The organism is Janthinobacterium sp. LPB2021202312-11-4, from assembly GCF_037049705.1.
Classification (GTDB): domain Bacteria; phylum Pseudomonadota; class Gammaproteobacteria; order Pseudomonadales; family Pseudomonadaceae; genus Aquipseudomonas.
The window spans coordinates 84,482-99,884 of record NZ_JBAGKV010000016.1; the positions used below are offsets into that span (position 1 = coordinate 84,482).

Genomic DNA, 15,403 nt, shown 5'->3' on the forward strand with positions numbered 1-15,403 from the left:
CTCCTCAGTTGATGGGGTGCTGGCGCAGGAAATCTGCGGCAACGGATGAAGGGCTTTCGTGATCGACATCGACCCGGGCGTTGAGCGCTCGCATGGTCGCGTCGTCGAACAGTTCAGCCAGTGGCTTGAGTTCTTCGGCCAGCTTGGGATGGGCGTCGAGGTAGACCTGACGCACCACCGGCGCGGCGGTGTAGTCCGGGAAGTAATGCTTGTCGTCTTCGAGCAGTTTGAGTTTGAAAGCGTTCAATCGACCGTCAGTGGTGTAGACCAGACCGGTAAACACCTGGCCGTTACGCAGGGCGGTGTAGACCAGTCCGGCGTCCATTTGGCGGATATTTTTGCGGGTCAGGTTCATGCCGTAGAGCTTGACCATGCCGTCCAGACCGTCGGAACGGTTGGCGAACTCGGTGTCCAGGGCCACCAGGTGATTGTCCTTCTGCTCCGCCTGCAACACCGTGTTCAGCTCGCTGATGGTGTTGATCTGCGGATAAGCCTTGGCGGTGGTTTCCGGCAGGGCCAGGGCGTAGGTGTTGCTGAATTTCGACGGCGTCAGCCAGACCAGGCCTTTTTTCGCGTCGAGTTCTTTCACCCGGGCGTAGGACTGTTCGCTGTCGAGCTTGTCGGTGACGTGGTTGTACGCCACCAGCGAGACGCCGGTGTATTCCCACATCAAGTCGAGTTGGCCACTTTCGTGGGCGCTGCGGGCCAGGTTGCTGCCCAGACCGCCGGTGACTTGAGTGTCGTAACCCTTGGTGCGCAGGTATTGGGAGGTGATTTCCGCCAGCAGGGTTTGCTCGGTGAACACCCGGGCGCCGATGCGGATTACCGGTTTTTCAGCGGCTTGGGCAAATCCTGCGAACAGCAGGACGCAGCCCATGATCAAGGTTAGCTTCTTCATAAAATTTCCTTTGCCGAGGCTTAAGACGGGCGCAGGCCGCGTTCGAGCCAGAGGCGGCTGGCGAGTGTCACCAGACCGTCGAGCAGCAAGGCCAGCAGGGCGGTGCATGCCGCGCCGAGCAGCAGTTGCGGCTGATTGTTCAGGGCGATGCCAGGGAAAATCAGGCTGCCCAGGCTGTTGGCGCCGATCAGGAACGCCAGCGGTGCGGTGCCGACGTTGATCGCCAGCGCCACACGCACGCCACCGATGATGATCGGCACCGCGTTCGGCAGTTCGACCCGCCACAGCACTTGCGTCGGGGTCATGCCGATGCCGACAGCGGCTTCTTTCAGCGAACCCTGGACGTTTTTCAGGCCTTCATAGGTGTTGCGCACGATCGGCAGCAGCGAGGCGAGGAACAGGGCGAAGATCGCGGGACCGCTGCCGATGCCCAGAATCCCCAGGGCGATGGCCAGTACGGCGAGTGGCGGCACAGTGTTGCCGATGTTGAAGATCTGCATGAAGCGTTCAGCGCGGCCCACCATGTTGGGGCGGCTGAGGAAGATACCGGCGGGTATGCCCACAACGAGGGCGGCCAGCATGGAGACAAGGACGAGAATCAAGTGAGCTTGCAGGTAAAACAACAAATCGTCGCGGTAATGTTCGATCGTGTTGATGCCAATCCAGTGGACCAGCAGGGCCAGGAGTGCGACGACAACCGCACCTCCTATAAGCCCCTTGCCATAGCGAATAGCCACAGGCGGACTCCTTTTTTTTCTTGGTCGGCGAACGCAGTCCCGTGTGGCAATCCCATCACTGGCTGCCGGGAATAAAACGTTCGCGAGAAGCAGCGCGTTCTATGTCCGCAAAGGGACATGAATCGAGCCATAAGCGCAGCCTCGTCAGGCTAACTTGCTGATTTATCAGCCCCTGGTACGAGTGCAGTAACAGGGGAGTGGACGTCTGCACCTTTTAAAAGGTTCCATAAATAACATCCAATTGCCACCGTAGGAGCTGCCGAAGGCTGCGATCTTTTGATCTTGATCTTCAGTGGTCGCGTAAACGCCAAGATCAAAAGATCGCAGCCTTCGGCAGCTCCTACGGGGGGATGCGGAGTTCGGGAGAGGGTACGAGCGGTGGTCCGTGGCGCTCGGTTTGCGCTATACTCGCCGCCCTTTTTTGAATCACCTGCCAGGCGATTTCCCATGACCAACCAGGCCGCCGAAGTCGCGAAACGCCGCACTTTCGCCATTATTTCCCACCCCGATGCGGGTAAAACCACCATCACCGAGAAGCTCTTGCTGATGGGCAAGGCGATTGCGATTGCGGGCACGGTGAAGTCTCGCAAGTCCGACCGCCATGCCACCTCCGACTGGATGGAAATGGAAAAGCAGCGTGGTATCTCGATTACCACGTCGGTCATGCAGTTCCCGTATCGCGACCACATGATCAACCTGCTCGACACCCCGGGCCACGAAGACTTCTCCGAAGATACCTACCGCACCCTGACGGCAGTGGACTCGGCCTTGATGGTCCTCGACGGCGGTAAGGGTGTAGAGCCACGGACCATCGCGCTGATGGACGTCTGCCGTCTGCGGGACACGCCGATTGTCAGCTTCATCAACAAACTCGACCGTGACATCCGCGACCCGATCGAACTGCTCGACGAAATCGAAGCGGTCCTGAAGATCAAGGCTGCGCCGATCACCTGGCCGATCGGTTGCTACCGCGATTTCAAAGGCGTGTATCACCTCGCCGACGACTACATCATCGTGTACACCGCCGGTCACGGCCACGAGCGCACCGATGTGAAAATCATCGAGAAGCTCGATTCCGATGAAGCCCGCGCGCACCTCGGTGACGAATACGATCGCTTCGTTGATCAACTGGAACTGGTGCAGGGCGCCTGCCACGAATTCAATCAACAGGAATTCCTCGACGGCCAACTGACCCCGGTGTTCTTCGGTACCGCATTGGGCAACTTCGGTGTCGATCACGTGCTCGACGCCGTGGTCAACTGGGCGCCGAAACCCCTGGCCCGTGTGGCCAACGAGCGCACCGTGGAGCCGGTCGAAGAAAAATTCGCCGGTTTCGTGTTCAAGATCCAGGCGAACATGGACCCGAAACACCGCGACCGCATCGCCTTCATGCGGATCTGCTCCGGCAAGTACGAAAAAGGCATGAAGATGCGCCACGTGCGCACCGGCAAAGACGTGCGGATCGGCGACGCGCTGACCTTCTTCTCCTCCGAACGTGAGCAACTGGAAGAAGCGTTTGCCGGCGACATCATCGGTTTGCACAACCACGGCACGATCCAGATCGGCGACACCTTCACCGAAGGCGAAGTCCTGGGTTTCACCGGCATCCCGCACTTCGCCCCGGAACTGTTCCGCCGCGTGCGCCTGCGCGATCCGCTGAAATCCAAGCAACTGCGTCAGGGCTTGCAGCAATTGGCCGAAGAGGGCGCGACCCAGGTGTTCTTCCCGGAACGCAGCAACGACATCATCCTCGGCGCCGTCGGTGTGCTGCAGTTCGACGTGGTCGCCAGCCGCTTGAAAGAGGAATACAAGGTCGAGTGCTCGTACGAGCCGATCACTGTTTATTCCGCACGCTGGATCGATTGCGGCGATAAGAAGAAGCTTGAAGAGTTCAAGGTCAAGGCTGTGGAAAACCTCGCCATCGACGGCGGCGGCCACCTGACCTACCTGGCCCCGACCCGGGTCAACCTGGCGCTGATGGAAGAGCGCTGGCCGGACGTGAAATTCCGCGCGACCCGTGAGCATCATTAATTTGTAGGCGCAGGAATTGCCTGCGGTGGCGGTTTCATAATGGCCATCGCGAGCAAGCTTTGCTCCTGCAGGTTGTGAGGTGCACCGAAAACCCCGTTGCGAAAGCTGCGGGGTTTTTTGTGCGGCAGATCAAAAGATCGCAGCCTTCGGCAGCGCCTGCCCGGAATCGGTTACACCCCGTAGGAGCTGCCGAAGGCTGCGATCTTTTCGGCATAACCGTTATTCCAAACCAATCTGCGCAATAACGGCAATTCCGACCCTTCGTTAGCGTCCTATCTGGAGAACCCGGCCGATCGGAACTAGATTTCATTCAGCGCCACGGCACGCGGGTCATGCGCCGTCAGGCACCCATGCGGCATCTCAGAAAGGATGGAATCGGCTATGAGCATTTTTCAACGCGTTGTGCTGTTGCTTAAGGTTTTGGTGATGCTGTCCCTCGGCACGTCCGCCGCGTGGGCGTCCAGCCCAAGCCATCCACAGGGATTTAATGGGGTGCCGGGGCATGACAGCAGCGGTCTGATGATCGCCAAGTCGGAATCCGAGGGCGGCGACGAAGGGCAGGGCGGTAGCAAGGGTGATGACGACTCGACGACCGACGAGCCGGACACTGACGATGACGACGACGGCGATAGCCAGTCGTAAACCCCGGACAAAAGAAAACCCCTTCTATCGGACTGATGCGCAATCCAGGAAAAGGGGTTTGGTTAACGGGTAAAGCTGCAATCCCTGTGGGAGCGGGCTTGCTCGCGAAGAGGGCGGGTCAGTCGACATCACTGTTGACTGACACACCGCTTTCGCGAGCAAGCCCGCTCCCACATTTTTTATGCCACGCCGTCGAGGAATTGCTCGGCGTAGTGGCAAGCCACCTGGCGGTTATCGAGAGGGCGCAGGGCTGGCTCTTCGGTGCTGCAGCGCTCGGTGGCGTACGGGCAGCGCTTGTGGAAAGCGCAGCCGGACGGCGGGTTCAACGGGTTGGGCAACTCGCCGACAATCTTGATTTTCGGCTTGTTCGGGTCCGGGTGAATGGTCGGGGTGGCCGACAGCAACGCCTGGGTGTACGGGTGCAGCGGACGCTCGTAGATGTCGTTCTTCGGGCCCATTTCCACCGGGCGGCCGAGGTACATCACCATCACGTCATCGGCCACGTGCTGGACGACGGCCAGGTTGTGGGAGATGAACACGTAGGCGGTGTTGAACTCTTGCTGCAAATCCATGAACAGGTTCAGCACCTGCGCCTGGATCGACACGTCCAGCGCCGAGGTCGGTTCGTCCGCCACCAGCACTTTCGGTTGCAGCATCATCGCGCGAGCCAGGGCGATCCGCTGGCGCTGACCGCCGGAGAACATGTGCGGATAACGCTGGTAGTGCTCAGGACGCAAGCCCACCTGCTTCATCATCGCCTGGACTTTCTCGCGACGTTCGGCCGCCGACAGGTTGGTGTTGATCAGCAACGGCTCGCCGAGCTGGTCACCGACTTTCTGCCGTGGGTTCAACGAGGCGTAGGGGCTCTGGAACACCATCTGCACGTCTTTACGCAGTTGCTTGCGCTGGGCCTTGTCGGCGCCAGCCACTTCCTGGCCGGCGATTTTCAAGGAACCGGAGGACGGTTCTTCGATCAGCGTCAGGGCACGGGCCAGGGTGGATTTGCCGCAACCCGACTCGCCTACAACCGCGAGGGTCTTGCCGGCTTCCAGCTCGAACGACACACCGTTGAGGGCGCGAACCAGCGCATTGCCCTTGAACAGGCCACGGGACACTTCGTAATGACGGGTGAGGTCGCGGGCGGTAAGTACGACGGCCATTACGCCACCTCCTGGTTCAGCGGGTAGAAGCAGCGGGCGAGGCTGTTGCTTTTCGGGTCAAGGCCTGGACGCTGGGCACGGCAGGAATCCTGCACATACGGGCAGCGCGGCGACAGCAGGCAACCTTGCGGGCGGTCATAACGACCGGGAACGATACCCGGCAGCGTGGCCAGGCGCGTGGCGCCGAGGCTGTGCTCGGGAATCGCCTTCAGCAGCGCTTCGCTGTAGGGGTGCGCCGGAATGTCGAACAACTGTGGCACTTGACCGACTTCGACCGCTTGGCCGGCGTACATCACGCACACGCGCTGGGCGGTTTCAGCCACGACCGCGAGGTCGTGAGTGATCAGCACCAGGCCCATGTTCTGCTCTTTTTGCAGCGCCAGCAGCAGGTCCATGATCTGGGCCTGGATGGTCACGTCGAGGGCCGTGGTGGGTTCGTCGGCGATCAGCAGTTTCGGTTCACCGGCGATCGCCATGGCGATTGCAACACGCTGGCTCATACCGCCGGACAATTGGTGCGGGTAGGCCTCCATACGGCTGGCGGCGCCTGGGATTTCCACTTTTTCCAGCAGTTCGATGGCACGCTTGCGCGCTTGCTTGCCGGACATTTTCAGGTGCAGACGCAGCACTTCTTCGATCTGGAAACCGACGGTGTAGCTCGGGTTCAGCGCGGTCATCGGGTCCTGGAAGACCATGGCCAGGTCTTTGCCGACGATTTGCCGACGCTGACGGTTGCTGAGCTTGAGCATGTTCTTGCCGTCGAAATTCAGGGCGTCGGCGGTGACGATCCCCGGATGCTCGATCAGGCCCATCAGCGCCATCATGGTCACGGATTTACCCGAACCCGACTCGCCAACGATGGCCAGTACTTCGCCCTTGTCCACGGTAATGTCGAGCCCGTCGACCACCGGAACGGCGTTCTTGTCGCCAAAGCGAACGTTGAGATTCTTGATTTCTAACAGTGACATTTGAATCTCCTCAGGCGGCGTTCTTGAGTTTCGGGTCCAGCGCATCGCGCAGGCCGTCGCCCATCAAGTTGATTGCCAGCACGCTGAGCAAAATGGTCAAACCAGGCAGACTGACGACCCACCAGGCGCGTTCGATGTAGTCGCGGGCCGAAGCCAGCATGGTGCCCCACTCAGGGGTTGGCGGTTGAACGCCAAGACCGAGGAAGCCTAGGGCGGCGGCATCGAGAATCGCCGAGGAGAAGCTCAAGGTCGCTTGAACGATCAGCGGTGCCATGCAGTTGGGCAGCACGGTGATGAACATCAGGCGCGGCAGGCCGGCGCCAGCGAGGCGCGCGGCGGTCACGTAGTCGCGGTTCAGTTCGCCCATCACCGCAGCACGGGTCAGACGAACGTAGGACGGCAGGGACACCACGGCGATGGCGATCACGGTGTTGATCAGGCCAGGGCCGAGGATGGCGACAATCGCCACGGCCAGCAGCAGGGACGGCAGGGCCAGCATGATGTCCATCAGACGCATGATGGTCGGGCCGAGGACGCGCGGGAAGAACCCGGCGAGCAGACCCATCAGGATGCCGGGAAGCAGCGACATCACTACCGAGGACAGGCCGATCAGCAGCGACAGCCGTGAACCCTGGATCAGGCGGGACAGGAGGTCCCGGCCCAGTTCATCGGTACCCAGGAAAAAACGCCATTGGCCGCCTTCAAGCCAGACGGGAGGTGTCAGCAGGAAATCACGGTACTGCTCGCTGGGGTTGTGCGGCGCTACCCAAGGGGCAAACAGCGCACAAAACACGATCAGGCTGAAGAACATAAGGCCGGCGACGGCACCTTTGTTCTTGGCAAACGCTTGCCAGAACTCTTTGTAGGGCGAGGGGTACAGCAGGCTTTGATCGACTGCTACTGAGGAGGTTGGAGTGCTCATTAGTCTTGATCTCAGCGCTGGTGACGAATGCGTGGGTTGGCAAAGCCGTAGAGGACGTCCACTACGAAGTTGACCAGAATCACGATGCAGGCAATTAGCAGGATGCCGTTTTGCACCACCGGATAATCCCGCGCCCCAATGGCTTCGATCAGCCATTTGCCAATGCCGGGCCAGGAGAAGATGGTTTCTGTCAGGACTGCACCGGCCAGCAATGTGCCGACTTGCAGGCCGACCACCGTCAGTACCGGGATCAGCGCGTTGCGCAGGCCGTGGACGAATACCACGCGTGCCGGCGACAGGCCTTTGGCCCGGGCGGTGCGGATGTAGTCTTCACGCAGCACTTCAAGCATGGAGGAGCGGGTCATCCGTGCAATGACAGCGAGCGGAATGGTGCCGAGCACGATGGCTGGCAGGATCAAGTGGTGCAGGTAGTCGAGTAGCGCGCCCGGTTCATCGCTGAGCCAGGTGTCGATCAGCATGAAGTGGGTTTTTCGCTCCACGTCGATCAGCAAATCGTTCTGCCCGGAGACCGGTGTCCAGCCCAGGCTGACCGAGAAGAACATAATCAGAATCAGGCCCCACCAGAAGATCGGCATCGAGTATCCCGTGAGGGAGATGCCCATGACCCCATGGTCGAACAGGGACCCTCGCTTCAAGGCCGCGATCACACCGGCCAATAGCCCGAGGACGCCGGCAAATAACAGGGCGGCCATCGACAGCTCGAAGGTGGCGGGGAACAACACCTTGAATTCGCTCCACACGCTTTCACGGGTACGCAGCGATTCGCCAAGGTCGCCGTGGGCCAACTTGCCGATGTAATCCAGGTATTGGGCATACAGGGGTTTGTTCAGACCTAGGCGTTCCATTGCCTGAGCGTGCATTTCGGGGTCGACCCGACGTTCGCCCATCATTACTTCCACGGGGTCGCCCGGAATCATGCGAATCAACGCGAAAGTCAGCAAGGTGATGCCGAAAAACGTGGGGATCAATAGCCCCAGTCGGCGGGCAATAAAACTAAACATCTTGTGTGGTACCTCATCAGCCGGTTAGGCGTGCCTGGCGTCCCTGGGGTCAGGGACGCCGGGAGTTTTCTTATCTACTTCACCTGGGTGGTGGCGAAGTTATTAGTGGTGAGGGGGCTAATGTGGTAGCCCTCTACGTTGTTGCGCATTGCGGTGAACATACGGGTGTGGGCCATGCTGATCCAAGGCTGGTCCTGGTTAAAGACCTCTTGGGCTTGTTCATAGAGCGCAGCACGTTCGGCCGGGTTCACTTTAGCTCGGGCTTCGTCGATCAGCGCCTGGAATTTCTCGCTGCACCAGCGCGCGTAGTTTTCGCCGTTTTTGGCCGCCTCGCAACTGAGCATAGGCGTCAGGAAGTTATCCGGGTCGCCGTTATCACCCGCCCATCCGGCAGACACCATGTCGTGCTCGCCGTTTTTGGCGCGTTTGAGCATTTCGCCCCATTCCATGACGCGAATATCGATCTTGATCCCGACCTTGGCCAGGTCAGCCTGCATCATCTGCGCGCCGAGCATCGGGTTAGGGTTGGTCGGGCCGCCACCGTTACGGGTGAACAGGGTAAACGTAGTGCCTTCCGGTACGCCGGCTTCCTTGAGCAGGGCGCGGGCCTTGTCGAGGTCACGTGGCGGGTTGGTCAGTTTGTGGTTGTAGCCCAGCAGGGTGTCCGGGTACGGGTTGACCGCGACCGTCGCATTGCCTTTGCCGAACAGCGCGTTGACGTAAGCCGCTTTGTCGAAGGCGATGTCGATGGCTTTACGCACCCGCACGTCGCTCATGTACTTGTGGGTGGTGTTCATGGCGATGTACGAAACGGTCATCGCGTTCATTTCATCGACTTTCAGGTTCGGGTCTTTCTTGATGCTCGGGATGTCATCCGGTTTCGGATACAGCGCGATCTGGCACTCGTTGGCCTTGAGCTTTTGCAGGCGCACGTTGTTGTCGGTGGCGATGGCCAGGATCAGTGCTTCTGCCGGCGGCTTGCCACGGAAGTATTCCGGGTTGGCCTTGAAGCGGACCTGAGCATCCTTGGCGTAACGCTGGAAGATGAACGGGCCGGTGCCGATTGGCTTGTTGTTCAAATCGCCAGTCTTGTCAGCCTTGAGCAACTGGTCGGCGTATTCGGCGGAGTAGATCGAAGAGAAGGCCATGGCGATGTCAGCCAGGAACGGTGCTTCGCGGCGGGTCAACGTGAAGGTGACGGTGTTGTCGTCCACTTTCTCGACGCTTTTGAGCAGTTCCTTGAAGCCCATGCTTTCAAAGTACGGGAAGCCCACGCTCGACTTGTTGTGCCACGGGTGTTTCGGGTCCAGCTGACGCTGGAAACTCCAGACCACATCGTCGGCATTCATGTCGCGGGTCGGCTTGAAGTAGTCGGTGGTGTGGAACTTGACGCCTTTGCGCAGGTGGAACGTGTAGGTCAGACCGTCCTCGCTGATGTCCCAGGAGTCGGCCAGTGCCGGGACCACTTCGGTGGTGCCGGGCTTGAAGTCCGCCAGACGATTGAAGATGGTTTCGGCCACCGCATCGGCTGTGACTGCAGTCGTGTACTGGACCATGTCGAAGCCTTCCGGGCTGGCTTCGGTACAGACCACCAAGGGTTTGGCCGAGACGCCAACAGCGACACTCAGCAACGCGGCAGCGATGGCCGCACGTAGGGGAAGCATTTTCATCAAGAACCCTCTGCAATCGGTGAACAAATAAAAACCAAACGGCCGACTCGTCATGAGTCAGCCGCTGGCTGGCGTTTTTACAGAATGTTGAACGGGATGGTGGTCACGAGACGGAACTCGTTGATGCTGCCATCAGACTGGTTTTCGCTGGCACGGTGCGCGGTGTAGGTCGCGCGAATCGTGGTGGCCTTGAGCGGGCCGCTTTGTACGGCGTACGAAGTACCGATGCCGTATTCGTAGTGGTGCTCGCCGTCCATGTTTTTCACGTCGTAGGCGGTGCCGGTGTAGTGAGTACCGTCGATGCCCCAGCCGCGAGCCTGGTAGATGTTGAATTTCAGGCCTGGCACGCCGTATTCAGCCATGTTCAGACCGTAGGCGATCTGGAACGATTTTTCGTTCGGGCCGTTGAAGTCGGACAGCAGGGAGTTGGCCAGGTAGATGCCGTTGGTTTCGTGCAGGTAGTCGAAGTACTCGTTACCGTTAATTTCCTGGTACGAGAAGGTCAGGCTGTGGGCCTGGTGGGTCAGGCCGAACGACAGGGAGTAGGTGTCGTTGTCGATTTCGCCCATTTCCTTTTTGCCGGTATCGACGGTTTTGTAGTAGTTCAGGCCGGTGGTCAGGCTCAGGACGTTGCTGTCACCCAGTTCGTGGGTCGCGCCGAAGTAGTACTGGTTCCAGAAGTCTTCGACTTTGGACGCGTACAGGCTGGTCTTCAGGCTTTTCAGCGGCTGGTAGTTCAGGCCGACGATGCTCACGCGATCGGTCTCGGCGTTGTTGTTGGTGTACTCGGAGCGGAATTTCGACAGGCTCTCTTCGGTACGCGGCGATACGCGGTCGAAGCTGCCAGCGTCGAACGACAGGTTGTTCAGCTCTTCGCTGTGCAGGCTCACACCTTCAAAGCTCGACGGCAGCGCACGGTTGCCGATGTTGTCGACGATTGGCGTGCTGAAGTTCTGGCGACCGGCGGTCAGGGTGGTGTTCGATACGCGGAACTTGACGTTGGCCAGGCCCAGTTTGCTCCACTGGCCTTCAGCGTCGCCGCCTTCGTTGGTCAGGGTACGGTTGTTGCCGGCGCCTGGACGCGAACCCGGTGCACCACCGTTGTTGGACGCCAGGTCCTTGCGATTACGCTCCAGCGCGACAGCGTTGTAAGCCGCCACTTCAGTGCTGACACCGACGGTGCCCTGAGTGAAACCAGAGCTGAAGTTGACGATGGTGCCCTGAACCCAGTTGATCCGGCGATCAGTCGGGGTGGCTACACCGTCTTTGCGGTAGGTGAACTTGCCGCCACGTTTGAGTTGCTCGTTGGCGTACCAGTTACGAGTCGTGCCTTTGACCGTGGAGCCTTCGAGGAAGCCGGTTGCATCGGCTTGGGCGCTGGAAGTATTGACCGTAACCGGGGTGTATTCCTGGCTCTGGGTTTCCGCATACGCCGTGGCGGTGATGCTGCTGATGGCCAAGGCCAGGATCGCGGTGCTGCTCAGTTTCATGGGTGAAGCTCCTTTCTTTCTTTTTTTTAATGCCGGTTTTTTTGTGGCCCGGCTATTGGTTTAGAACTCATTCAACGCTTCGCAAACGTTTGCTGTAGGCCGGATTGACGAATTACGGCAATACGCTTGCGTGAGGGCGAAATCCGCCCCCAGCGTTTTTGGCTTATCGGTTATTGATCGATGCTGACACCCGAGAACACGTTACGACCGAAGGGGCTCACCTTGAACCCTTCGATTTTGGCGCTTAACGGCTGGTTGACCGTCGAGTGAGCGACTGGCGTGATCGGCACTTGCTGCTTGAGCAATTGCTGCGCCTGTTTGTAAAGCACGGTGCGCTGGTCGCGGTCGGTGACGACTTTGGCCTGCTTGATCAGCTTGTCGTAAGCCGGATCACACCACATGGAGTAGTTGTTGCCGCCAATGGCGTCGCAGCTGTACAGCGTGCCGAGCCAGTTGTCCGGGTCCCCGTTGTCACCGGTCCAGCCAATCAGGCTGATGTCGTGTTCGCCATTCTTGGTGCGCTTGATGTACTCGCCCCATTCGTAGCTGACGATCTTCACTTTCAGACCGATTTTCGCCCAGTCAGCCTGAAGCATCTCGGCCATCAACTTGGCGTTGGGGTTGTACGGGCGCTGGACCGGCATGGCCCAGAGGGTGATTTCGGTGCCTTCCTTGACGCCGGCAGCCTTGAGCAACTCCCTGGCTTTTTCCGGGTTGTAGGCGGCGTCCTTGATGGTCTCGTCGTAGGACCACTGGGTCGGCGGCATGGCGTTGACCGCCAACTGCCCGGCGCCCTGGTACACGGCGTTGAGAATGCCTTGTTTGTTCACCGCCATGTCCAGCGCCTGGCGCACTTCGAGCTGGTCGAACGGTTTGTGCCGCACGTTGTAGGCGATGTAACCGAGGTTGAAACCGGGCTTCTCGATCAGCTTGAGTTTCGGGTCGTTCTTGAGTGCTTCTACGTCGGCCGGGCGCGGGTGCAGGGTGATCTGGCATTCGTTGGCCTTGAGCTTCTGCACCCGTACCGACGCATCGGTGTTGATGGCGAAAATCAGGTTGTCGAGCTTGACCCGGCTCGGGTCCCAGTACTGCTTGTTGCCGGTGTAACGGATGTTCGAGTCTTTCTGGTAACTCTTGAACACGAACGGCCCGGTGCCGATCGGTTTCTGGTTGATGTCGCTTGGCTTGCCCTCGGCCAGCAGCTTGTCGGCGTACTCGGCGGACAGAATCGCGGCGAAGCTCATGGCGATGTTCTGGATGAACGCGGCGTCCACGCTGTTGAGCGTCATGACCACGGTCAGCGGCCCGGTCTTCTCGACCTTGGCGATGTTCTTGTTCAGGCTCATCCCGTTGAAATACGGGAACTCGGTCGGATAAGCCTTACGGAAAGGTTGTTGTGGATCGAGCATGCGATTGAACGTGAACAGCACGTCATCGGCATTGAAATCGCGGGTCGGCGTGAAGTAAGGCGTGGTGTGGAATTTCACCCCTTCGCGCAGGTGAAAGGTGTACGTGAGGCCGTCTTCGGAAATATCCCAGCTCGTTGCAAGGCCTGGTACGACATTGGTCGCGCCTTTCTCAAACTCTGCCAATCGGTTGTACAGCGGCTCGGCGGCATCGTTATCGGTCGCAGTGGTGTACTGCGCCGTGTCGAAACCGGCGGGGCTGCCCTCGGAACAGAACACCAGGCTGTTACTGGCGGCCTGGCTGACGGAAGTGGCGGCCAACAGGCCGGTGCCCAGCAATGCGGATAAAACCAAGGTATGGCGCATGACGCTCCCTCTTTTTAGTGTTTAACAACGAGCCACCGTCCTTTCCGTGGACGTGGGGCTTCATTGAGTTCAAACCATGGCGTGCAGCAAACCGAGAGCCCACGCACAAACTGGTCAGATCCCGACGGTATGGGCCGTGGGTCTGGCAGTAAATGCGGAAAGGTCCTAAAAGCTTGTGGGAAAAACCGACGCGTCCTAAACCTCTGCTGTGGTACGCAGTGGGTTTGGCTGTCAGAAAATTCCTACTTTCCCGGCAGATAAAGCAACGGCGACGTTAAACACGTCGCCGTTGCCAAACCTTATTTGCTGACGCTGACGCCGTAGAACGAGTTCAAGCCGAATGGGCTGATCTTGAAGTCCTGTACGGTGTTGCGCATGGGTTGATACACCGTCGAGTGTGCGATAGGTGTCATTGGAACTGCATCTTTGAGGACGTGTTGCGCCTCTTTGTACAGCTCGGTGCGCTTGGCCTGGTCGGTCGTGCGCTTGGCTTCTTTTACGAGGCCATCGAACTTCTTGTCACACCACTTGGAGAAGTTGTTGCCGCTCAGCGAGTCGCAGCCGAACAGAACGTTGAGCCAGTTGTCCGGGTCCCCATTGTCGCCGCTCCAGCCAATGATCATGGCCTGGTTCTCGCCGCCTTTGGAACGCTTGATGTACTCGCCCCACTCGTAGCTGGTGATCTTCACGTTCAGGCCGATTTTCTTCCAGTCGGACTGCAGCATTTCAGCCATCAGCTTGGCGTTCGGGTTGTACGGACGCTGTACCGGCATCGCCCACAGAACGATCTCGGTGCCTTCTTTGACGCCAGCTTCCTTGAGCAGCTCTTTGGCTTTCTCAGGGTCGTACTTGGCATCCTTGATGGTGGTGTCGTAGGACCACTGGGTCGGCGGCATGGCGTTGACGGCCAATTGGCCCGCGCCCTGGTAAACCGAATCAATGATCTGCGGCTTGTTGACGGCCATGTCCAGCGCCTGACGAACGCGCAGGTCAGCCAGCGGGTTCTTTTCGTCGCTGCCCTTGACCTTGTCCATCACGTTGTAGGCGATGTAGCCCAGGTTGAAGCCAGCCTGGTCAGGCATCTTCAGGGTCGGATCTTCTTTCAGTGCCTTCAGGTCGGCTGGACGAGGGAACAGGGTGACCTGGCACTCGTTCTTTTTCAGCTTCTGAATACGTACCGACGGGTCGGTGGTGATGGCGAAGATCAGGTTGTCGATCTTGACGTCTTCAGGCTTCCAGTAGTCCTTGTTCCCGGTGTAGCGGATGGTGGAGTCTTTCTGGTAGCTCTTGAACACGAACGGACCAGTGCCGATCGGCTTTTGGTTGATGTCGGCAGCCTTGCCTTCCTTGAGCAGCTGGGCAGCGTACTCGGCGGACTGCACGGAGGCGAAGCTCATGGCCATGTTCTGGATGAACGCCGCGTCGACTTCTTTGAGCGTGAACTTGACGGTGTGGTCGTCGACTTTATCGATCTTGGTGATGTTGGTATCCATCCCCATGTCGGTGAAGTACGGGAATTCGGTCGGGTACGCTTTGCGGAACGGATCATCCTTGTTAATCATGCGATTAAAGGTGAACAGGACGTCGTCGGCGTTGAACTCACGAGTTGGCTTGAAGTACGGCGTGGTGTGGAACTTGACGCCTTCACGCAGATGGAAGGTGTACGTCAGGCCGTCCTGGGCGATATCCCAGCTGGTCGCCAGACCAGGAATGACAGCGGTGCCGCCCCGTTCGAACTGGGTCAAACGGTTGAACATGGTTTCTGCAGAGGCGTCGAAGTCGGTTCCGGTGGTGTACTGACCAGGATCAAAACCGGCCGGGCTCCCTTCGGAGCAAAACACCAGGTTAGTCGCCGCTTGGGCGAAAGGTGCGGCAGCTAACAAGCTGGCGCCGACTAAAAACGGAATGACCGCGTGTTTAAGCATGGTGGCCTCATGATTTGTTGTCATTTTTGGAATTTGAGGACGACCTCGTGAGTCGTGCCTGCGGATACTTATGCAGGGGCCATACCCATTGCAAGATCCAGAACCGCCACAGGTCTTAAACAGTGGCACGAACGTACCTTAATGTCGCATATGTATAAATATTGAC

General features: G+C 59.0%; 12 protein-coding genes. 2 read left to right on the forward strand and 10 right to left on the reverse strand.

The window, feature by feature from the left end:
• Nucleotides 1-4: 4 nt before the first annotated feature.
• Complete coding sequence (locus tag V5E99_RS18005; protein ID WP_499803648.1) at nt 5-898, reverse strand: glycine betaine ABC transporter substrate-binding protein; 894 nt, start codon at nt 896-898, stop codon at nt 5-7.
• 20 nt (nt 899-918) lie between these two features.
• On the reverse strand, nt 919-1,635 hold the full coding sequence (locus V5E99_RS18010) for an ABC transporter permease (RefSeq protein ID WP_123516416.1): 717 nt from the start codon (nt 1,633-1,635) through the stop codon (nt 919-921).
• A 447-nt stretch (nt 1,636-2,082) separates the two neighbouring features.
• Between V5E99_RS18010 and V5E99_RS18015 the strand changes: the two genes are divergently transcribed.
• Together V5E99_RS18015 and V5E99_RS18020 are read left to right on the forward strand one after the other, a co-directional pair.
• Entirely contained in the window at nt 2,083-3,666 is a 1,584-nt protein-coding gene (locus V5E99_RS18015) for a peptide chain release factor 3 (protein WP_499803649.1), read from the forward strand.
• Nucleotides 3,667-4,047: 381 nt separating this feature from the next.
• Complete coding sequence (locus V5E99_RS18020; RefSeq protein ID WP_499803650.1) at nt 4,048-4,308, forward strand: hypothetical protein; 261 nt, start codon at nt 4,048-4,050, stop codon at nt 4,306-4,308.
• 179 nt (nt 4,309-4,487) lie between these two features.
• Here the strand turns inward: V5E99_RS18020 and V5E99_RS18025 are convergent, their stop codons facing one another.
• The 8 genes from V5E99_RS18025 to V5E99_RS18060 form a co-directional block, all read right to left on the reverse strand.
• Nucleotides 4,488-5,468: a peptide ABC transporter ATP-binding protein gene (locus V5E99_RS18025; protein ID WP_499803651.1), complete on the reverse strand. Its 981-nt coding sequence runs from the start codon at nt 5,466-5,468 to the stop codon at nt 4,488-4,490.
• Nucleotides 5,468-6,436, reverse strand: coding sequence for an ABC transporter ATP-binding protein (locus V5E99_RS18030; RefSeq protein ID WP_133838507.1), 969 nt, complete (start codon nt 6,434-6,436; stop codon nt 5,468-5,470). The genes V5E99_RS18025 and V5E99_RS18030 overlap by 1 nt, the downstream gene beginning before the upstream one ends.
• A 10-nt stretch (nt 6,437-6,446) precedes the next feature.
• Nucleotides 6,447-7,358, reverse strand: a complete 912-nt coding sequence (locus tag V5E99_RS18035; RefSeq protein ID WP_499803652.1) for an ABC transporter permease subunit — start codon at nt 7,356-7,358, stop codon at nt 6,447-6,449.
• An 11-nt stretch (nt 7,359-7,369) separates the two neighbouring features.
• Nucleotides 7,370-8,380 carry an ABC transporter permease subunit gene (locus V5E99_RS18040; RefSeq protein WP_499803653.1) on the reverse strand — a complete coding sequence of 337 codons (1,011 nt, stop codon included), beginning with the start codon at nt 8,378-8,380 and terminating at the stop codon, nt 7,370-7,372.
• Between the two features lie 74 nt (nt 8,381-8,454).
• Entirely contained in the window at nt 8,455-10,050 is a 1,596-nt protein-coding gene (locus V5E99_RS18045; protein ID WP_499803654.1) for an ABC transporter substrate-binding protein, read from the reverse strand.
• Nucleotides 10,051-10,127: 77 nt separating this feature from the next.
• Nucleotides 10,128-11,540, reverse strand: a complete 1,413-nt coding sequence (locus tag V5E99_RS18050; RefSeq protein WP_499803655.1) for an OprD family porin — start codon at nt 11,538-11,540, stop codon at nt 10,128-10,130.
• Between the two features lie 170 nt (nt 11,541-11,710).
• Nucleotides 11,711-13,312, reverse strand: coding sequence for an ABC transporter substrate-binding protein (locus V5E99_RS18055; RefSeq protein ID WP_499803656.1), 1,602 nt, complete (start codon nt 13,310-13,312; stop codon nt 11,711-11,713).
• A 299-nt stretch (nt 13,313-13,611) separates the two neighbouring features.
• Nucleotides 13,612-15,261: an ABC transporter substrate-binding protein gene (locus tag V5E99_RS18060; protein WP_499803657.1), complete on the reverse strand. Its 1,650-nt coding sequence runs from the start codon at nt 15,259-15,261 to the stop codon at nt 13,612-13,614.
• Nucleotides 15,262-15,403 lie beyond the last annotated feature (142 nt).

Coding starts and splice junctions, on each gene's coding strand:
- V5E99_RS18005 (WP_499803648.1), bottom strand. CDS start 898: ATGAAGAAGCTAACCTTGATCATGGGCTGCGTCCTGCTGTTCGCAGGA.
- V5E99_RS18015 (WP_499803649.1), top strand. CDS start 2,083: ATGACCAACCAGGCCGCCGAAGTCGCGAAACGCCGCACTTTCGCCATT.
- V5E99_RS18020 (WP_499803650.1), top strand. CDS start 4,048: ATGAGCATTTTTCAACGCGTTGTGCTGTTGCTTAAGGTTTTGGTGATG.
- V5E99_RS18025 (WP_499803651.1), bottom strand. CDS start 5,468: ATGGCCGTCGTACTTACCGCCCGCGACCTCACCCGTCATTACGAAGTG.
- V5E99_RS18030 (WP_133838507.1), bottom strand. CDS start 6,436: ATGTCACTGTTAGAAATCAAGAATCTCAACGTTCGCTTTGGCGACAAG.
- V5E99_RS18035 (WP_499803652.1), bottom strand. CDS start 7,358: ATGAGCACTCCAACCTCCTCAGTAGCAGTCGATCAAAGCCTGCTGTAC.
- V5E99_RS18040 (WP_499803653.1), bottom strand. CDS start 8,380: ATGTTTAGTTTTATTGCCCGCCGACTGGGGCTATTGATCCCCACGTTT.
- V5E99_RS18045 (WP_499803654.1), bottom strand. CDS start 10,050: ATGAAAATGCTTCCCCTACGTGCGGCCATCGCTGCCGCGTTGCTGAGT.
- V5E99_RS18050 (WP_499803655.1), bottom strand. CDS start 11,540: ATGAAACTGAGCAGCACCGCGATCCTGGCCTTGGCCATCAGCAGCATC.
- V5E99_RS18055 (WP_499803656.1), bottom strand. CDS start 13,312: ATGCGCCATACCTTGGTTTTATCCGCATTGCTGGGCACCGGCCTGTTG.
- V5E99_RS18060 (WP_499803657.1), bottom strand. CDS start 15,261: ATGACAACAAATCATGAGGCCACCATGCTTAAACACGCGGTCATTCCG.